20 protein-coding genes and 1 pseudogene are annotated in these 18,780 nt (G+C 41.0%); all 21 read right to left on the bottom strand.

What is annotated here, in order from left to right; genetic code table 11:
• Positions 1-88: 88 nt before the first annotated feature.
• The 21 genes and pseudogenes from OWR28_RS09395 to OWR28_RS09300 all read right to left on the bottom strand — a co-directional run bounded on the left by OWR28_RS09395 (position 89) and on the right by OWR28_RS09300 (position 18,761).
• Positions 89-2,509: a glycosyl hydrolase 115 family protein gene (locus tag OWR28_RS09395; RefSeq protein ID WP_332387433.1), complete on the bottom strand. Its 2,421-nt coding sequence runs from the start codon at positions 2,507-2,509 to the stop codon at positions 89-91.
• Between the two features lie 119 nt (positions 2,510-2,628).
• Positions 2,629-3,093 carry a GDSL-type esterase/lipase family protein gene (locus OWR28_RS09390; protein ID WP_332386414.1) on the bottom strand — a complete coding sequence of 155 codons (465 nt, stop codon included), beginning with the start codon at positions 3,091-3,093 and terminating at the stop codon, positions 2,629-2,631.
• Complete coding sequence (locus tag OWR28_RS09385) at positions 3,060-3,848, bottom strand: hypothetical protein (RefSeq protein ID WP_332386413.1); 789 nt, start codon at positions 3,846-3,848, stop codon at positions 3,060-3,062. The genes OWR28_RS09390 and OWR28_RS09385 overlap by 34 nt, the downstream gene beginning before the upstream one ends.
• Positions 3,849-4,010: 162 nt before the next feature.
• On the bottom strand, positions 4,011-4,481 hold the full coding sequence (locus OWR28_RS09380; RefSeq protein WP_332386412.1) for a glycoside hydrolase family 97 C-terminal domain-containing protein: 471 nt from the start codon (positions 4,479-4,481) through the stop codon (positions 4,011-4,013).
• Positions 4,445-5,953, bottom strand: coding sequence for a glycoside hydrolase family 97 N-terminal domain-containing protein (locus OWR28_RS09375; RefSeq protein ID WP_332386411.1), 1,509 nt, complete (start codon positions 5,951-5,953; stop codon positions 4,445-4,447). The genes OWR28_RS09380 and OWR28_RS09375 overlap by 37 nt, the downstream gene beginning before the upstream one ends.
• Complete coding sequence (locus OWR28_RS09370) at positions 5,943-6,473, bottom strand: carbohydrate-binding protein (protein WP_332386410.1); 531 nt, start codon at positions 6,471-6,473, stop codon at positions 5,943-5,945. The genes OWR28_RS09375 and OWR28_RS09370 overlap by 11 nt, the downstream gene beginning before the upstream one ends.
• Complete coding sequence (locus OWR28_RS09365; RefSeq protein WP_332386409.1) at positions 6,440-6,838, bottom strand: family 43 glycosylhydrolase; 399 nt, start codon at positions 6,836-6,838, stop codon at positions 6,440-6,442. Before OWR28_RS09365 ends, OWR28_RS09370 begins: the two co-directional genes overlap by 34 nt.
• On the bottom strand, positions 6,805-7,323 hold the full coding sequence (locus OWR28_RS09360; protein WP_332386408.1) for a family 43 glycosylhydrolase: 519 nt from the start codon (positions 7,321-7,323) through the stop codon (positions 6,805-6,807). Before OWR28_RS09360 ends, OWR28_RS09365 begins: the two co-directional genes overlap by 34 nt.
• Positions 7,324-7,462: 139 nt before the next feature.
• Entirely contained in the window at positions 7,463-8,869 is a 1,407-nt protein-coding gene (locus tag OWR28_RS09355) for a glycoside hydrolase family 43 protein (protein ID WP_332386407.1), read from the bottom strand.
• A gap of 3 nt (positions 8,870-8,872) precedes the next feature.
• A complete protein-coding gene (locus OWR28_RS09350; RefSeq protein ID WP_332386406.1) occupies positions 8,873-10,894 on the bottom strand; it encodes an NPCBM/NEW2 domain-containing protein in 2,022 nt (673 codons plus the stop codon).
• A 117-nt stretch (positions 10,895-11,011) separates the two neighbouring features.
• On the bottom strand, positions 11,012-11,164 hold the full coding sequence (locus OWR28_RS26930; protein ID WP_494168462.1) for a carbohydrate-binding protein: 153 nt from the start codon (positions 11,162-11,164) through the stop codon (positions 11,012-11,014).
• 2 nt (positions 11,165-11,166) lie between these two features.
• Positions 11,167-11,841: a glycosyl hydrolase 115 family protein gene (locus OWR28_RS09345; protein WP_332386405.1), complete on the bottom strand. Its 675-nt coding sequence runs from the start codon at positions 11,839-11,841 to the stop codon at positions 11,167-11,169.
• Positions 11,838-12,194 carry a hypothetical protein gene (locus tag OWR28_RS09340; RefSeq protein WP_332386404.1) on the bottom strand — a complete coding sequence of 119 codons (357 nt, stop codon included), beginning with the start codon at positions 12,192-12,194 and terminating at the stop codon, positions 11,838-11,840. Before OWR28_RS09340 ends, OWR28_RS09345 begins: the two co-directional genes overlap by 4 nt.
• A 12-nt stretch (positions 12,195-12,206) precedes the next feature.
• Positions 12,207-12,818 carry a DUF5110 domain-containing protein gene (locus OWR28_RS09335; RefSeq protein WP_332387432.1) on the bottom strand — a complete coding sequence of 204 codons (612 nt, stop codon included), beginning with the start codon at positions 12,816-12,818 and terminating at the stop codon, positions 12,207-12,209.
• 144 nt (positions 12,819-12,962) lie between these two features.
• Positions 12,963-14,527 (bottom strand): annotated as a pseudogene (locus tag OWR28_RS09330) (glycoside hydrolase family 31 protein); the annotation flags it as partial.
• 355 nt (positions 14,528-14,882) lie between these two features.
• Positions 14,883-15,194, bottom strand: a complete 312-nt coding sequence (locus tag OWR28_RS09325) for a hypothetical protein (RefSeq protein WP_332387431.1) — start codon at positions 15,192-15,194, stop codon at positions 14,883-14,885.
• Positions 15,095-15,739 carry an alpha/beta hydrolase-fold protein gene (locus OWR28_RS09320; RefSeq protein ID WP_332386402.1) on the bottom strand — a complete coding sequence of 215 codons (645 nt, stop codon included), beginning with the start codon at positions 15,737-15,739 and terminating at the stop codon, positions 15,095-15,097. Before OWR28_RS09320 ends, OWR28_RS09325 begins: the two co-directional genes overlap by 100 nt.
• A 67-nt stretch (positions 15,740-15,806) precedes the next feature.
• Complete coding sequence (locus OWR28_RS09315; RefSeq protein ID WP_332386401.1) at positions 15,807-16,112, bottom strand: hypothetical protein; 306 nt, start codon at positions 16,110-16,112, stop codon at positions 15,807-15,809.
• A gap of 210 nt (positions 16,113-16,322) precedes the next feature.
• Positions 16,323-16,802, bottom strand: a complete 480-nt coding sequence (locus OWR28_RS09310) for an alpha/beta hydrolase-fold protein (protein ID WP_332386400.1) — start codon at positions 16,800-16,802, stop codon at positions 16,323-16,325.
• Between the two features lie 347 nt (positions 16,803-17,149).
• Positions 17,150-17,371, bottom strand: coding sequence for a beta-xylosidase family glycoside hydrolase (locus OWR28_RS09305; protein WP_332387430.1), 222 nt, complete (start codon positions 17,369-17,371; stop codon positions 17,150-17,152).
• Between the two features lie 13 nt (positions 17,372-17,384).
• A complete protein-coding gene (locus OWR28_RS09300; RefSeq protein WP_332386399.1) occupies positions 17,385-18,761 on the bottom strand; it encodes a glycoside hydrolase 43 family protein in 1,377 nt (458 codons plus the stop codon).
• Positions 18,762-18,780: the final 19 nt, after the last annotated feature.

Genomic DNA, 18,780 nt, shown 5'->3' with positions numbered 1-18,780 from the left:
TCTGTCAGGGAACTGTATTTCAGATTGGAATGTGAATTAAGATTAGTGTTTCATAATTAAAGTATTGTTTGTGATGAGTATTGGTCACTCAGTGAAGCATTTCACTTTCTGGAGCGCCCAGGTAAGAAGGTTTTAATCCTCCGGTGTTGATCAGGAGTTTTTCAAGGACAATGCCGGGTTCCAGCACTCTGAAACGTAAGGTATGTTTTCCAGCCTGCTGAACCGAATGTTTTGTAACGGATTTAATAATATGTTCTGACTGCCATCTTCCCAATTCTCCTTTGTAATGGCCGTTGAAATTCACAACCTGTGCAGGCTGATCATCCAATGAAATTTCGTAACGGAGTCCCTTGTTGTGGTTAAAATTTAAAGTCGGTGCTAAAAGAAGCTCAACCTCAAATTCTCCTTTGGATTCAAAGTTTATATCATATTCAAGCCAGATATTTTCATCAGCTTTTGGATAGGCATTCTGTGGAAACGTTGTCACTCCCGACTTTGTTTTTCCGAAATCAGGAATCACTTCCCAATGGATCCGGTCAGAATTGCTCATTCTTGCAAAATTTTCTGCCTCAATGGAAACACACCCGTTTTTCTCCTGAAATATCTTTTCTTTGGGAATCTCAGCATCAGAAATATAGGTCACTTCAGGCATTATATTTTCTTTTCCGTCTGCCCAGCTTTTATATCCTATCCTCATCTGATCCATCATATGCTTCCATTTCCCGCCGGCAATCACATTATTGTATTGATTGTCCAGATAAGCGTTTCTTTCAAAACATGCCTTCACTTTATCTGCGTAGAAATTAGCTTCCGGATCTTTTTTCGCTGCCAGTTCCCTGTTTTTTGCTACTGCGTAGTACATTTCGTATAAATTACTGCACGCATCTATTGGATACAAAACCAACTGATAATAGGCATCCTGGTATTCTGCCGGAATCTGCTCTTTTAACCGTAAAGCTTCTACGGCTAATGCTCTGTAATCATTTAAAACCGTTTCAAATTCATGGTAGTTCTCAAGGCTGTACGTTTTGCTGTCAAGGGTTTCAGGAGTTACTCTTCTGTTGTATTTGGAATACAGATTAATCATCTTCGCAATTTCTTTTGCGTGTTTTTCACCAAACTGCTGAGCAGCCCATTTTTCAGTATATTCCAAAAGGTTTTTAGCATTAAACTGTTTGGGATTCCAGGCCATTTCCAGAAAAAAACTGACCGGAAACTCCATGGGTTTTAAATCTCCCACATTCACTACCCAAAGCTTATCTACCTTATGTTCATAAGAAAGATTCATCTGTTCCCAGACTCTCTGGATGGGGCTTATGTTGATCCATTTGGAATTTCTCGGACCTCCTACATAATCGAAGTGGTAATAGATTCCATAGCCTCCTTTATGCAAAGGTTTTGAAAGGTCCGGAAGCTTTCTTACATTTCCCCAGTTATCATCACAGAACAGCAGGATCACATCATCCGGAACCCGCATTCCTTTATCATAATAGTCCTGAACTTCTTTATACAGTGCCCAGACCTGAGGTGTTTTCTCTGCTTTTCTCCCCGTAACATCTGCAATGATTTTGCGCTGATCTTTTACAATTTTCTCGAGCAGGGAAATATTGGTTCCTTCTCCCATCGCTTCGTCGCCGTCACCCCGCATTCCCACTGTAACGAGCTTTTCCCAGTTTTTGCTTCTTTCGAGTCCGGATTTCCAGAATTTTTGCAGCACTTCTGCGTTTTTAGAGTAGTCCCAGACATTCGGGAGGTTATTTTTTTTGATATACCTGTGCCAGTCGGTTTGTGCCAAAGCCATAGGCTCATGGTGCGAAGTTCCCATGACAACACCCATTTCATTCGCTAACGGTCCGCTCAGAGCATCATCGTCATAGAATGCCTTTCCCCACATTGCAGGCCAGATATAGTTTCCTTTAAGACGCAGAATCAGTTCAAAAACTTTTTCATAAAATTTACTGTTTACCCCTCCAAAAGTTGCTCTCGCCCATCCTCCGAGTGAAGGCTCTTCATCATTAAGGAAAATACCGCGATACTCTACCGCAGGCTCTCCATCGGTATAGATTCCTTTTTTGAAATATAAATTTTCTTTTACCGGAACCGGAACATCTGCCCAGTAATACCAGGGCGAAACGCCTATCTGCTGAGACATTTCATAGATCCCATAAACAGTTCCCCTTTTATCGCTTCCTGCAATCACAATAGCCTCAGAAACGCCCGGAAAAGGATTACTGACATTCTGAATGATATATTTTTCCCTTTTCCCTGCCAATGCCTTTCCATCCAGCTTTTTTTGTCTTATTAAACCATCAATGGCCTTGCTTTTACCTGCTTCACCAATAATAATGATCATTCCGGTCACACTGGAATTTTGGGAAATAAGATGCGGCAGAACACCGGTTACTTTTTGAAAATCGGATTGAAGATTCGTAACGGCACGCAGAATTCCTTTGTCCGAATCGTTATCTGAAAACAGCATCAACCCTGAATTGTTTTCTTTCAATACCACCGAATTTTCTGTCCTAGCAAAAGAAATAAAAGGTTCGGCTGCTTTTACAAAAAATATAAACAACAATGTAAGAAACAACGAAATGTTTTTTGTAAAATTCATACTATATCTTTTTGATTTTAATTTTTAAATAAGTTCAGATCAACAAATTCTCCCATTCTTCTGTAGCCGGCTTCATTGGGATGAAGGAAATCATGATCGTGCATATCGTTTAAGATGACCTCCGGATTTTCACTCTGCATGTGTTTGGCAAAATCAATGACGGCATCAAACTTCCCGCTGTTTCTGATCCAGTCGTTTACTTTTTTCCAGGCCTCAATACGGAAAGGTTTGTCATAAAACGACTTCGCGAAAGGAAGAATCGTGGCTCCGTATACTTTAATTCCGTTAGCATGTGCCTTATCAATCATTACCTGATAAGCGGCAATCAGCTCTTCTGTTCTTTTGGAAGCATCATCAGGATCTCTTGTTCCTCCCAGATCATTCACTCCTTCCAGAATGATCAGCCATTTTACGCCCTGCTGATTGAGAATGTTATAATCAAAACGGTCTAATGCTGTAGGGCCCAGTCCGCCACGGACCACACAATTCCCCCAATCCCGAAATTAAGGACACTTATATTCCGGGTAGAAGGATTCGTCAGTAACCGCTGAGAAAAAATATCCGGCCAGCGATTCTGTCTGTTGGTTCCCGACCCTCTTCCGTCGGTAATAGAATTTCCCATGACTGCCACAGCATATGAAGGTTCAACGGTCTTCACATCAATGTTAAAAAGCGAATACCAATGATCTGTTTTTACAGGATTTTTAAATACCGCAGCATTGGTCTGCTCACCTTTAACAATAAAAGAAGTTGTTCTTGAACCCGGATGTCCGGTAATGGATTGGGTTACTTTTGTGTAAGAAATGGTAATGGCCAGCAGCGAATTAGGCTTCAGATTAAAGTTCACCTCATCAGAATAAATATCAGATCCGGGAGCAATTTTAAAATTGTTTTTCTTCTCAAACGTTAATGATCTGATAGTGGCTGCATCCACATTGCTGCTATCGGATGGCACGGCAATAGAAACGGCTTTTACCGCCAGGCTATCCATGGAATATTTGTTGGAAAAACGTAACCGCAGTTTTTTTCCACCTACAGATACACGCACAATCTGACGCAGGGTGTTCCCCGAAAGCCCCGGTTCCGGTGGAAGATTTTTGGGTTCCACCAATTGGGGAGCTGTTGCCCAGGTGGTAAGCCAGCGGTCTTTGGATGACTGCTTTTCCAGACTTTGTGAGGAAGAGCAGGAAACCAAAAATCCCGAGATGATAAAGATGTATAAGTTTTTGAAGCGCATTTTTTCTGTTTTTTGTTTTATCAAGCCTTTAATTTCTTACTACAAATCCTCCGTCGGGGGATTTTCTCAGTACTGATAAACGGTTCTGCAGCATAGATCTGCAGGCAAAGCCCAATCTCTTCAAACCTTATAGGTTTTAAAAACCTATAAGGTTTACTTCTGTTAATTTTTCAGTACAAAACCACCCTGCGACTGAATTTCAATGCTGAAATCTCCTTTTACATTTACTTTTATTTCTTTCTCTGATGAGCTTCCTTTTGCATCATCATTGATAAGCTTTACGGTTTTCCCGGCAAACATCGGAAGTTTTATTTTCAGTTTCCGGGATTGTTTTTCAGCATTTACACCAGCCACATACCATTGATTCTGATGTCTTCTCGCCACCACAGCATATTTTCCGGGATAACCGTCGATGAAAACTGTCTCATCCCAAAGGGTCGGAACTTCTTTCATAAAGCTGAGCTGAAACTCCGGAGCATCGGTCAGGTTATTCGGCATGATACCAAACATCTGAACGGGATTCTGAAACAGCACTGCCGTAGCCAGCTGAAAGCCGTCTGTGGTATGTCTTTTATTTTTATCCCTGTTGGATTTTGTTAAATATTTGTTGAGGAAAGTCCCGCCAAACTCCATACTTCCCACCGTATTCCTGATAAAAGGATGAAGCGTGGCAAAAAAGCTTCCTGTTTCCGTACATCTTCTGAGAAATAGAGCATTTCTGAGGCCAGAACCGCTTCACTTCCTGCATAATTCGGGTACATCACTTCCCAGCCTCTCGGCAAAGTGGCTCCGTGAAAAATAATGGTTAGTCCATAATCATTGGCATCTGATAAAATATCTTCATAAAGACGCATGGTTTCCTGTTTGTCTCCTCCGAAGAAATCCACTTTCAGTCCTTTTACCCCTGCTTCTTTCAGCCATTTCATTTCCTTTTTACGTTCAACGGATGAACTCATTTTGTTTCTCGGTCCCATCGGTGCATCATTGGCTGCTCCGTTGGAATTATACCAAAGCAATACCCCGACATTCTTCGATTTTGCATATTGAACGAGGCTTTTCATTCGTTCTTTTCCAATATTTTTATCCCAAAGCGCATCAATAAGAATAAACTGATATTTCAGCGCAGCAGCGAGATCGATGAATTTCACCTGGTCATCATAGTTCATACTGTTATCCTGCCACAGAATCCAGCTCCAGGTAGATTTCCCGAACTGATAATCCTGTGAAGGCTCATACATCGGATCCACGACATCAAAAGGAATCGTAGTCTCTACGATGGATTTCAAAGAATTCCCCACTGTAATTGTTCTCCACGGTGTTTTTCCGGGAAGAGAAACAGCTGCTCCGGTACTTCCGAAACCGTTATTTTCAGCAATATTCGGATAAGCTACTTTATAAAGACTTTTTTCTGCTGTAGTTTCAAGGTGTGAAGCACAATACGTACTGTTCACTCCTGTCTCGGAAAGTAATACCCAGCCCTCATTTCCGATATGGAACAGCCCAGGGAAGACGTACCCATAATCAGATGGTATTCCCAGCTCAGCATCGGCTTTATAACCACTTTCATAACTTGGCGCTGTACGGGCAAATCCCGTCATCGGCTTCATCATAGGGGAAAGAAAAGTAGTGGACTGTGACGGGAATCTGTACCCTGTGGTTTCTGACTGTACCACAACACTCAGCCGTTCTTTCACCGGTGGAATATGGTAGCGGAAAGCAATATTGTTGTTGCTGACCTGAAATTCAATGCCTATCTGATGCTGGTCTGCGTTGGTGAAATTAACGGTCAAAGTATTCGCATTATAATTGACCTCAGATTTTTTGATTTTTCCGTTCGTATATTTCTTAGAAACGATATCTTTTTTACTGCCGGTAAATTTCAGATTCTTTGAAAAATCGGACTCATTGGTTACCAAACCCAGCGGGGATTTTTCAAGCATTGTTTTTCCCTGAAGGATAACATCATATAAGGCTTTTCCGTCTTCTGAAAAAACATGAATCTTCAGATGTCCGTCAGGACTTGAAATTTCTGCTACCTGCGCAAAGCTTTTGCAGATCAGAAACAGGCTGAATACGATATATAAAACTTTTTTCTCATAACTCATTATTTTCAAGAAAGGTCCAGTAATCGAAATACATAATATCTGTTGAGGCTTTTCCATTGAATACAAAATAGAGATCATGAACACCGGTGATTTTTTCAGTAAGCTGAACTTTTACGGTTTCCCAGCGGTCATCCCCACCTGTCAGCGGAATCTTTACCGTTGCAGCAACCGGGCCGTTCACAGCATCCAGATGAACACTCATTGTTACATCACTGTTATGGGTAGTTCCTACCCTTGCGGAGAAAGCAGCAGCTCCTTTTTTCCGGAAATCCACATTCTTTACACTGGTATACGCTCCATTTTTCTTTGCTTTGATGAAAACACCAGCCTCTTTATTCTGATAGGATTTTACATTTTCCGACCAGGCAATCATTTCCGCCTGATTGAATGAATAAGGATTAACTGCAGCGATAGCTTTTGTAATTCCGTTGGTCATTTTAAACGGTGAAACAGAACCGTCTTTATTGAATGTAAGCTCTTCCAGGCTTACCGATCTTGTAAACCCGCTGCCGCCCGGCAATGCACCATTGTGATAAAAGAAATAGGTTTTCCCCGGAAATCAATAACACCGGGATGATTGGTGAATGATTTTCCTTCCGTAGGCATCACAATGCCTCCATATTTCCAGGGTCCCTGTGCTGTTTTTCCTGTAGAATAGCCTATGAATTCAGGAAGCGGGCCACCCGGCCAGAAAAGATAATACAGGTTTTTCCTTTTGTACAGCCACGGGCCTTCTTCGTATTTTGTGGGTCTTTCCGGGTTAGGTTTTCCGTCCCTTTTTCCAAATGATTCTTCAGTCATCGGAACTTCTGTAATATTTCCGGAATAAGAGATCATATCTTCATTCAGTTTTACGTATTTAAGTTTGGGATTTCCCCAGTACATGTGTGCCTGTCCGTCATCATCCACAAAAACCGTGGGATCAATATCCCCCATTCGCTCTGAACAAGAGGTTTTCCCAGCGGATCATGAAAAGGTCCAAACGGACTATCGCCAACGGCAACCCCTATAGCGCCTTTGTTATTGGTTTTGGACCACATCGGAACGTATAAAAAAAACTTTCCGTTTCTTTCTACGCATTGTGCGGCCCAGGCATCGCGTTTCGCCCAGTCGAAATCTTTATACGAGAGGATTGTCCCGTGATCTGTCCAGTTCACCATATCATTCGTGGAATATACTTTCCAGTCGTTCATGGTAAACCAGGTAGAATCGTCTTCATCGTGTGTGGTGTACACATACAGCCTGTCATTGTAGACCATTGGTGCAGGATCTGCAGTGTAATTAGTCTGAATAATAGGGTTCTGGGAAAATAATATTCCCGAATATCCTGTTAAACAGAGATAAAGTATTGCTTTTATTGTTTTTTTCATATTTAACTTTTATTTGAACACTAAGGAGCGTTAAGGTTTTCGAAATCTGGTTTCTCAGATTGTTACACAAGCCATTTTAACCATCCGTCAAAAAATCTCCGGTTTTTTGCCACCCCTCCAAAGAAGGGGAATTTTTATCTTATTTTTTCTGAAAACTCCAGTAATCGAAATTAAACAGCTTTCTTCCTGCCGTAATATTTTTTCCCTGGAACACAAAATACAGATCGTGAACACCGGAAACGGATTCTGAAATTTTTGTTGTCTGCGTTTTAAATTCTTCCCAGCCACCGGTTCTTGGAACCTCCATCTGAGCTATTTTCGGTCCTTTAACATCATCCAGATGTACTTCCAGAATACCGCCATCAATTCCTGCGGCCACGGAAGCTGAAAATCCGGAAGCTCCTTTTTCAAAATCCACCGAACGGACTTTGATATACCCTCCGGCTCTGGCATCAGAGACATACACTCCGTTTTTTTTGTTTTCGGAAGTGCTGCATTTTTCCGACCATGCCATGGTCTCTGCTTCTGTTCTCCGGTATGGATTTAAGGTTCCTGCCGGAGATACGCCTTCTTTGGTTATTGTGATCTTCGGAATAGTTCCGTCAGCATTATATCTGAATTCTTCTACAGCCGTTGAACGTCCGTAGCTTCCGCCAGCCGGCAATAATCCGGTATGGTAAAACAGGTAGGACTTTCCTTTGAAATCAATAATTCCACCGTGATTGGTAAAGCTGTTGGTCGGCTGGTCGGTCATTATTTTTCCCTGATACTTCCACGGCCCGGTTGGTGAAGGGCTGGTTGAGTAGGATAAACATTCTGTCCTTCCGGTCATTCCGGCATACATCATATAATATTGATTGTTACGCTTGTAAAGCCATGGCCCTTCTACATAAACATCATCAAATTTTTCCTGCTTTTGCAGAACTTCATCACTTTTCCCGGGACGTCTCAGCCCGCCGAAGGCTTCTGCAGACTGTGGAATTTCTGTGATTTGTCCCTGATAAGAAGTCATGTCTTTATTAAGTTTCACATAAAATAATTTACTGTTTCCCCAGTACAGATAAGCCTGTCCGTCATCGTCTATAAAAACCGTAGGATCAATATTATCCCAGGTTCCGGTTGAAATCAGAGGTTTTCCCAAAGCATCTTTAAACGGCCCGGCAGGACTGTCAGACACCGCTACCCCAATAGCCATATTGTTGTCAACGGTCTGTGCACAGATATACCAGTAGAATTTTCCGTTTCTTTCAATACACTGTGCTGCCCAGGCCCTGTCCCGTGCCCAGCTGAAAGACTCTAAAGAAATAGGCGAACCATGGTCTGTATAATTGACCATATCTGCTGTGGAATACACCCGCCATCTGGTCATTGTATAAAAATCAAATCCCGGCTGATCATCCCCTGTATAAACATACATTTTTCCTTTATAGACCATGGGAGCCGGATCTGGCGTAAAGTGGGTCTGAATAACCGGATTCTGCGCAGAAATACCGATCCCTGCCAACAGAAAAGAAAGTATACTATATTTTAGGTTTCGCTGATTCATATTTTAATTATTTGAGTGAAATGAATTGATAATAAGCAACGCCATGTGCCGGAATGTCCAGTGAAAGACTTTTTTGTCCGTATTGATTTCTGCAATATTCTTCTGCCTCCAAAGGTCACGAACCGTCTGAACACCGGAAATTCCTAATTTTTTAAAATCTTTATACGGCAGCTTTACTTTTTCCCTTCCGAAATTGGCAAAAGCTACTGCTTTACTTCCGTCCTCCAGTTCTTTGACATACATCCTGAGTTCGCCGATGGTCTGCAAGCAAACGCCCTGCTTTCCCAAAGCATCCTGATTGACGGCGATAACCTCATCATTGGTCAGAAGGTTTAGGGTGAAATCATCCAGTTTCTCAAGGTCACAGCCAATGAGCAACGGGGCTGAAAAAATGCTCCATAAGCTCATATGGAGATACTGTTCATCCGGCTTCAAACGGCTCTGATGTGGATTTCCCCAACCGACAACGCCAACAACCAGCATATCCGGATCGTTCCGGTTTCCGGGTTTCGCAAAAGGAGCAGCTTTGTCCTGAGCAAGGGCAATATTCTTTACGCTTGACCAAGTGTCTGTAATATCATTGGTGGTACGCCAGGATTGCGCACCGACCTCATCACCCCACTTCCACACATCGCCCATTCCATATTGGCAGAGGTTGTAGACTATGTCTCTGGGCTGCTGTTTCAAAAGGCTTCCCATCAGTTGGAACGGTTTCACGCCTTTATCCGGATCCCCGCCGCCCTGAAAAGCAAGAGAAGGAACTTTATTGGGATCATTATCCGGCAGCCCGTCAATCACACCGCCATAGCTGCACCAGTCGTATTTCAGGTAATCAACGCCCCATTTAGTGTAGCTTTCAGCATCCTGTTTTTCGTAACCGTAGCTTCCTGCACATCCGCCACAGGTCCATGGACCGGGGGAAGAATAAATTCCCATTTTCAGTCCATTGTTATGCAAGTACTCTGCAAGGCCTTTCATATCCGGAAATTTGGAATTGGTCAGGATATAACCGTTTTCATCACGCATTTTTCCCTGGAATGAAGGGTCTTTCCCCTCCCTGTTAAACTGCCAGGAATCATCGATATTGATATAATTCCATCCGTGATTGATCAGTCCTGACTTTATAAGGGCATCTGCTGCACGTTTCACTTTCTCGGCAGAAACTTCATGCCCGAAGCAGTTCCAGCTATTCCAGCCCATTGTAGGGGTGAGGGCGATTCTGTCTCCACATTCTATCTTCAATTTTTTTGAAGCTGAACCTTTTGCATTTTCAGCAGTCAATACAACTTCGTAATTTCCTTTTGTTTCTATTTTCCCGGTAATAATTCCGGTTTGAGCATCGATTTTTAAACCTTCGGGAAGATTTTTTGCCGTAAAAGCCATCGGTCTGTCGCCCGTTGCTGCAACCCTGAACAAAAAAGGTGAGCCAGGACGAACTCCGTAAATGCCTGCTGAATTAATTTTTGGAATTGCCGCAGCTTTTGGCGTCAAAATATAAGGTACTGACGAAACCGGGTTAAATGTTATCAGTTTTGTACCATCCGCTGTTTCAAACTTAGCATCTGCCCAATCGGCGTGGTCATAATAAGGTCCGTTTCCGCCGTCTGTTACGACTAATTCTAATTGTTTCACACCTTGCAGCGAAACGGAAACAGGCTTTGCTTTATCGCCTAATTTCATTACTCCGCTAGACCAAAGTTTTTTGTTGTCACCGTAAATTTCAAATTCCAAAGCAGGGTTCTGTCCTTTGATCTCATCATCTATTCCTACTAAGGCTGAGAATTTTTTGACATTCCCGTTTAATGTAATCAGTAAAGAACTTTCAGCGTGGGTTCCGAAGCCTCTTTTGAAAACTTCGCCGGCAATGGTTATAGGTTTTCCATCCACCGAAGTATTGATGCCGGGTTTTCCGTGTCCCTGTGTTACAACACTCAAATCCAACTGATCTAACCAAACGGTCGATTGTGCATTTAAATAGCATCCGACAATGAGAAAGCTGAGAACAAAAAGTTTAAATCTGAACATTTTTAAAATTTTAATAATTAATGTAACTCATAATAATACGTTTTGGTTAAAACCAATCACCTACTTCTGTATAAAATGGGCTAAAGCCCATTTCTATTGATATTCCTGAATTCAGCTTTAATTTTCATTACACTTCCACCAATCGAAATAGAAAAGATCTCTATCTCCTTTAAATACGAAGTACAGATCATGAATACCTGTAACTGTTTTCACCGGTGTTTTAATGGTTTTGAAAATATCACCTTCGGCTTTTCCTGTTACTTTTACAATTCCTAAAACCTCCCCGTCAACCGCATCAGCACGAATTTCGGTTCGTCGCCGTCACCGCGCATTCCCATTGTTACGAGATTATCATAATTTTTGTTACGACGGAATCCGTCTTCCCAAAACTTCAGGAGTGCTTCTTTATTGGTGTGGTAATTCCATTCTCCGTTTCCGTATTCTTTACGGTGATTTCCCCATTCTTTCTGGGCTCTCATCATCGGTTCGTGGTGTGAAGTTCCCATTATGATTCCATATTCATCGGCTACTTTCGGATTAAGCGGATCATCTTCGTTGAAGGCTTTTCCCCACATGGCAGGCCACAGATAATTGGCTCTTAGACGTAACAGAAGCTCAAACATATTCGCATACATTTTGCTGTTGATACCTCCGAATTTCGTTCTTGCCCAGGTTCCAAAAGCAGGTTCTTCATCATTAATAAAAATTCCACGGTACTTAACTTTTGGCTCGCCCGAAGCAAAATATCCCGGAATAACATATGCTGAAGGACGTTTCCGAATGGGAACATCATTCCACCAATGCCATGGCGAAACACCAAGCTGTTTTGATATTTCATAAATTCCATAAATCGTTCCCCGTCTGTCACTTCCTGCGATGATGAGCTGTTTTTGAAATTTTGAATTTTCTATGGTCGTTATTACAAAACTTTCCCATTTTCCTTTCAAATCTTTAGTATTGATCTTTTTGAGGAAATCAGTTGATCAATCTGTTTATTGGTTCCAACAGTTCCGATGATGATTTCAAATTCGTTGGAAGTGTCTGTTGTTCCCAAATTGGGCAGTTTCCCTGTCACTTTCTGAATGTCGGTCTGTAAGTCTTTTGCAGCACGAATGACGGCAATATTTTCTGATTGGTCATAAAATAAACCGGTAACTTTTCCTTCTTTTGAAACAATAGGAAAACCTCTATCATCTGAAATGATATTTTCCGGAATTCCTGAGGTTTGCTGGGCAAAAAATCTTGCTGCAAAAAACAGAAACAGGATTAACAATTTATTATTTTTGTGACGCTTTTTCATGAATAAGGTTTATCATTTAAAATCTATACTCACTTTTTTCCCGGAATAATTCACTGGTTTTTGTTGACCATTCGAAAGAACTACAATAAAAGTTCTTGCCTCAATCATTCCTTTGTACTTTCCTTTTCGGGCAGCTATTGTCAGTGTTTTTGATTTTTCGTTCCAATGAAAAGGGATTTCAGTGTAATTGCCTTTTTCATAATTATAATTATCAAATTCATCTTCATACAAAATAAAATCTGAATCTGCTCCCGGATAAACTTTTACCGTAAGATGATCCCATTTTTTCTCAGTGGCATATTGAACATCAGGACCAAAGGGAATAATGCTTCCTGCTTTTACATACAAAGGAATGCTTTGAAGATTGACAGATTTCTGAATTTCCTTCCCTCCGCTGTGTTTTTCATTGGTCCAGAAGTCGAACCAATCTGTTCCTTCCGGGAGATAAACTTTAACGGTTTTATTTTGGGTAAAATCTATGTTGGAAACTGAATTTTCCTTGTTGCCATCGGTTTTATTCCACCCTTCATTTTCATCAGTTTTAACGGCCTTTTCAGGGGTATATTGGGCATTGAGAACCGGTGCTACCAACAATGATTTTCCAAAAAGATATTCATTATTCATATCCCATGTTTTTCTGTCTGAAGGAAAATCCATGGAAAGGGCTCTCATAAAGCTTGACCCGTTTTTTGAAACATCATGGGAAACAGAATAGATATACGGTAACATACTGTAACGCAGTCTGATGAATTTTTCTATCGCATCATAAACAACGTTTCCTTTATTCCCAAACTGGTAAATTTCTCTCGCAACATCAGTTCCGTGCGAGCGCATCATCGGCGTAAAGGTTCCATACTGCAGCCACCGGACATACAGTTCCTGGAACATTGGATTTTTTGAACCTCCATTTCTTTTGTAAGTACCGGCGAAGAAACCTCCGATATCGGAGTTGAAATTCGGGTTTCCGGTAAGACTGAAGTTCAATCCTGCCGGTACCTGTTTACGTAATGTTTCCCAGGAGGAATTGACATCACCGGACCAGGTGTTGGCGGCGTATCTCTGCTGGCCTGCAAACGCTGATCTTGTTAAAATAAAAACCCTTTTATCACTGGTGGTTTCACGCTGATGGTCGTAAACACCGCCTACCGTCATCAGCGGATACGCATTTCTTACTTTTCTGAAAGAGCCAAGGTAAGTTTTAGTATCCAGATCTTCCGCTTTCTGGCTGAGATGATCGGGTTCTGTTGAATCCATCCACCAGGAATCTACACCTAGACTGAACACGCCTTTGTTGAGATATTTCCAGTATATATTTCTGGCTTCCGGATTATAAGCGTCGTAAACGCGTACACCGGAAGGATAATTCATGTCCGGAGGCCAGACTTCCCTGCCTGATTCCGGCCACGTGCTGAAATTGAAAAGCATGTCCTTTGAATCCATTTCACGGTACTGTTTGGTCATTGGCCCGAATGATGACCAGATGGAAACCGAAAGACGGGCATTCATGCCATGGATATCCTGTACCATTTTTTAGCATCCGGAAAATCGGGGCTTATGAAATCCATCGCGTTCCACTGGTAATTATTTCCCCAGTATTGCCAATCCTGTATAATCCCGTCCAGAGGAACTTTCAGATCACGGTATTTTTTAACAACGTCCACCAGTTCATCCTGACTTTTGTAACGTTCTTTGCTTTGCCAGTAGCCATATGTCCATAAAGGAAGCATAGGTACCTTTCCCGTAAGATCACGCATTCCGGAAACGACTCCATCGGCGTTTTTTCCGTAGATGAAATAATAATCTATACCATCTCCCACTTCTGATGAAAAGGATGTTTTCTGAGGCGTATCCGTAAATTGTGTCGGCGAATAGTTATCCCAAAAGATACCGTATCCCTTTACAGACTGAAAAAAAGGCACAAAATCCCAGGTATTATTCTGGATCATTTTTACATCGGTATTCCGCTGGGACATTTTTTCATTTTGCAGGATTCCCAGACCGTAGATGGGTTCATCCTTTTCAAGCTGAAAATCCTGTCTTACGGAATAAGTCTGCGTTCCGGCATCATTAAATGGTTTGAAATCATTTGCGGTTTCTTTCAAAAGCTCTTTTCCGGATGGTAATGTATAGGTGATCACTCCATTTTTACTATTAATGAAAAGCAGCAGAGCATTTGTTTTTAATGAAATAATATTATTTTTTTCTGAAACTGAGAATTTAATTTTCTGCTCCTGCTTTATGACCGACAAACTATTTTTGACAAATGATCTGCCTGCAGGATATTTAATAATCCTAATCGTATTTTCTCCATACAATTTCACTTCAACATTCATGTGATCAGCAGAAAACTTCAATCCTGAATCTGTTTTTTGATAAGACTGTGCATTGATTATTACTATTCCGGAAAACATGATGACCGTAATAGTGGAAGTTTTGATGTTCATCTTTGTAAAGCGCATTTCATTTCAGATTTGAATTATTTCTATTTATACCATTAACTTAAAATATTGAAGTTGTCTTAACTTTTATATTTATTATTTTTAACCAAAAAAGGCACAAAAGTTTTAAACACTTAAGTTTTTTGATGCCTTCTTATATGAACTTTTCTGCAGTTTCATTTTAAACTTACTAAGCGAACTCAAGTGGCTTTAAATGAAAGCTTTTGTGACTTTTGTGATTCTAGCTTTACTATTTAAAAAGTACCTGGGCAAACTGATGCAGGCTGTTTCTCCAAACCGGCCATGTATGACCTCCCGGATAATCGGTGTAAGAATATGTAATTCCTATTTTATCCAGTTCTTTCAGCATTTTCTGACCGTTTTCATAAGCAATATCATCTTTTCCACCCATTGAAATCCAGAAATTTCTGACATTGGATGAAAAAGCAGATTTATTTTGATTTAAAAATTTATACTGTTTATCGGCAACATCCTGGAGCATCGGCAGCATATATCCTGAACTGAAAACTCCCAGGCCGGAAAACATATCAGAATTCTGAATTCCGGCATACAGCGTATAAATTCCACCCAAGGAAAGTCCTGCCAATGCACGGTTTTCTTTACCTTTTTTATTCTGTAATCAGATTCGGCAAACGGAATGATGGATTCCTTCAGTTCTTTTTCAAACATCTGAAGATTGCGCTCACCAAAATTCCGGATCCCTCCTTGTCCGATATTGGCATCCGGCATAATGATGACCATTTTTTCTGCTTTTCCTTCTGCGATCAGATTATCCAGGATCAGGTTGGTTTTACCCTGGCTGGCCCAGCCGCTTTCATCTTCCCCTCCGCCATGTAAAATATACAGTGCAGGATAAGATTCAGCAGGATTCTGGTCGTAACCCGGCGGGGTGTAAATAAAAACCCTTCTCCAGGAATTGGTGATTTTAGAATAGAAATTTTTAATACGGATATCACCATGCGGAACGTCTTTTAAGGCATAAAAATCATCTCCTTCAAAAGGAATATCAATTCCGCTGGCATACCTTCCCATTCCGTAAAATGTTTCGCTGGACGGATCTGCAACCGCAACACCGTCAATCAGCAAAGAATAATAATGGAAACTTCCGCTTTGAGGATCGGTTATGCCTGTCCAGAAGCCGTCAGCATCTTTTTCAGGTCATATTTTTTCCTAAATCGATCTGAACTTTCTGCGCTTCCGGAGCTTTCACTTTAAACATCACCCTTCCGTCGGGAAAGATCTGAGGATACTGAGCATTTCTGATATTGGTTGCTGCAGGAGTTCCCAAAACGGTAAATCCATCAAATTTATTTGTATCAACCGGCTTGAACAACAGCTGTGAAAAAATGTACAAATCATTTTTCCAGACTTTGAAATCGTGGCCACCCGGCTCTATATAAAAAATATGGGGGATTTTATTTTTTCTCAGATAATCGCTGGTTCTTTTACTGAAAGGCATCAGCCCATCCGCATCACCGCAGGAAATAAAAATCAGCTTCAGCTTTAACGCATCTTGCGGATTGGGTAAAAGCTTATTGGGTTCTTTCGTATTGGGTGCGGAAGAAAATGCACCCAGCCAGGCAAACTTACCGATGTTTCCAAACGCAAAATTCTGTGTCTGCCCCCTCCCATTGACAGTCCTGCCAATGCACGGTTTTCACGGTCTTTTTTAACCGGATATTTTTTCTACAAACGGAATCAGATCATTCAGCAGATCTTTTTCAAAGGTGGCAAAAGCTTCAACTTTATCCGGAGCCATGATATTTCCCGTCGCCCTGTCATCCTTCATTGCACGACCGTTAGGCAGCACAACAATCATCGGCTGCAGTTTTCCCTGTGCATACAGATTGTCCAGAATAATATTGGGCTTTCCCTGGCTGAACCATTCTTTTTCATCTCCGCCAATGCCGTGAAGAAGATAAAGAACGGGATATTTTACCCCTTTTTTGAATCCCGGCGGTGTGTAAACCAAAGCTTTCCTTGTTGTTCCAACAGTTTTTGACTGGTATTGAATCGTGTCAATTTTCCCGTGGGAAATAGCAGTATTTTCCACATCGAAACCCTGCGGCGCCTGTTTATCAAGAGTTTGTGCGGAAACAAACATTCCCGACAAAACAAGTCCTAAAGCCCATACAACTGATTTATTCATGATTTTTATTTGTATTTTTTACACTTATTATTTCAGATAAAAAAATAATAGCAACGCTGTTTTAAAGTTTTATAATTGATTATTTTTTAACCGCAAAAGACACAAAAGTTTTAAACACTTTAATCTTTTCAGAGCCAAACTTCATGTGTAATAAGTACACCTAGGTTTTGGGAAAATCTTTGATTTTCATCTTATGTGAACTTTTCTGCGATATCACTTTAAACTTACTTAAGTGAACTCAAGTGTTTTAGAATGAAACCCTTTGACTTTTGTGGTTAATAAAGTTTAAACATCTGAATACTTATTTTATTTATCTGTTTACAGCAGACTTTTCACTGTTAATTTTATTATTTTTCATTCCCGGCTTTATTGACTCTGAAAAAATCCACGTCTACGAAACCTCCGGTATTTTTAGTCGCATAATTAAAAACTGCGAATTTTGATCCCATAAAAAATCTCCGGTAATCAAAGATCATTTTGTAGTCTTTTGCCATTTCCGTCCAGTTCTTCTGATCCGTACTGTAATAAAAGTCTGCAAGATCTTTCCCGAGGTTAAAATCGGCATCAATACGGAGGAAAACCTTATCCGAATTGAGAGGAATCCGTTTTTTCTTCTTTTTTAACTCCAGTAATGGCTTTCGTTTTATTGTCCAGGCTCACTTCGCTGGTTGAAAAAACAATGAATTTTTCTTTACCTTCCTTTATTATTGATAAAATCCCGGAATCCCCGTTGAAAGCACTGAAACCTGCAACGTCCCCATCTTTCATTTCTTTGAGATCCATGGCAACAACTGCTGAAGAAGTAGGGCCTTCCATTCTCTGGGTCAAAGTATTGGGTGCAGCGTACAGATTATCTACAACCCTGCTGGTTTTCAATCTCAGAAAGCCTTTTCTTTCGGATAAAGACCATGCTTCATTCACAGGGTTATGATTCCATTGCCATTGAATTTTCATTTTTTTGTCAGAGAATTCATCGCTTTCCACCAGATGATTTTTGGGTTTGAATGGCGGAAGCGGAACTTCTCCTTTCAAAGGAACTTTTCCTTTATCTCCCAATACCGGCCAGTCATTTTCCCATTGTACGGGAAGCAGCAGCGGAACGCGTCCCACTCCGTTTCTGTCCTGGAAAATAAGGGAATACCAGTTTCCGTTTTTATCATCAATCAAAGCGCCCTGCCCTGCATAGGAAAATCCTAAAAAATCGTCTTCCAGAATTACTTTTTTCTCGTAAGGACCTGTCACTTTATCTGCTCTGTAGACTACCTGACGGCGTTTTCCGTTTTTGGGCCAGGATATCATCATCATATAATATTTCCCGTTTCTTTTGATGATCTGGTTTCCTTCCAGAAGTCCGGTCTCCGAAGCATCTTTCTGAAATACCTCAGTTCCATCCGGATTTCCGATAACCTCTTTAAAATCAGGACTCAGTTCAAAAACTTTGTTGGAAGTGAAAACATATACTTTGTCATCATCATCGAAAAACAGTGAAGCATCATGAAAATGCCGTGTTCTGGTGATGAGTTTCCATTTTCCTTTTTCGGGATGATCAGTCACATAGAAATAAGATTTGAAAGGTTCATCATTCGGAGAGAATAAAACGTAATATTTCCCTTTATGATAACGGATTGAAGAAGCCCATTGGCCTCTGCCGTAAACGGTTCCGTTCAATAAATCATATTTTGAATTATCATTCAAAGTATCGAAAACATACCCGGACATTTCCCAATGTACCAGATCCCTGGAATGCATTACCGGAGCTCCCGGCATCAGATGCATGGTGGTACTGATCAGGTAAAAATCATTTCCGTTTCTGGTAATGGATAAATCCGGTGCATCTGCCCAGATGATAGGATTGGTAAATGCTGTCCCCTGTTTTCCGGAAGGATTTACCTGGGCTGAAAGAAGATTCAGCCCGATAAATCCCAATAAAGAAACTATATAAGATTTTTTGATTTTCAAAATATACTACTGTGTTTGG

The sequence above is a fragment of the Chryseobacterium sp. 1B4 genome, from assembly GCF_036631475.1.
Taxonomy (GTDB): domain Bacteria; phylum Bacteroidota; class Bacteroidia; order Flavobacteriales; family Weeksellaceae; genus Chryseobacterium.
This window is presented reverse-complemented; position numbering and strand designations above follow the sequence as displayed.

What these genes read in the sequence shown, in the direction of transcription:
- OWR28_RS09310 (WP_332386400.1), bottom strand. Translation starts at nt 16,802, where the DNA reads ATGAATAAATCAGTTGTATGGGCTTTAGGACTTGTTTTGTCGGGAATG.
- OWR28_RS09360 (WP_332386408.1), bottom strand. Translation starts at nt 7,323, where the DNA reads ATGAAAAAAACAATAAAAGCAATACTTTATCTCTGTTTAACAGGATAT.
- OWR28_RS09315 (WP_332386401.1), bottom strand. Translation starts at nt 16,112, where the DNA reads ATGCCTTTCAGTAAAAGAACCAGCGATTATCTGAGAAAAAATAAAATC.
- OWR28_RS09355 (WP_332386407.1), bottom strand. Translation starts at nt 8,869, where the DNA reads ATGAATCAGCGAAACCTAAAATATAGTATACTTTCTTTTCTGTTGGCA.
- OWR28_RS09365 (WP_332386409.1), bottom strand. Translation starts at nt 6,838, where the DNA reads ATGTACTGGGGAAATCCCAAACTTAAATACGTAAAACTGAATGAAGAT.
- OWR28_RS09380 (WP_332386412.1), bottom strand. Translation starts at nt 4,481, where the DNA reads ATGGAGTTTGGCGGGACTTTCCTCAACAAATATTTAACAAAATCCAAC.
- OWR28_RS09335 (WP_332387432.1), bottom strand. Translation starts at nt 12,818, where the DNA reads ATGAATAATGAATATCTTTTTGGAAAATCATTGTTGGTAGCACCGGTT.
- OWR28_RS09340 (WP_332386404.1), bottom strand. Translation starts at nt 12,194, where the DNA reads ATGAAAAAGCGTCACAAAAATAATAAATTGTTAATCCTGTTTCTGTTT.
- OWR28_RS09385 (WP_332386413.1), bottom strand. Translation starts at nt 3,848, where the DNA reads ATGCGCTTCAAAAACTTATACATCTTTATCATCTCGGGATTTTTGGTT.
- OWR28_RS09350 (WP_332386406.1), bottom strand. Translation starts at nt 10,894, where the DNA reads ATGTTCAGATTTAAACTTTTTGTTCTCAGCTTTCTCATTGTCGGATGC.
- OWR28_RS09375 (WP_332386411.1), bottom strand. Translation starts at nt 5,953, where the DNA reads ATGAGTTATGAGAAAAAAGTTTTATATATCGTATTCAGCCTGTTTCTG.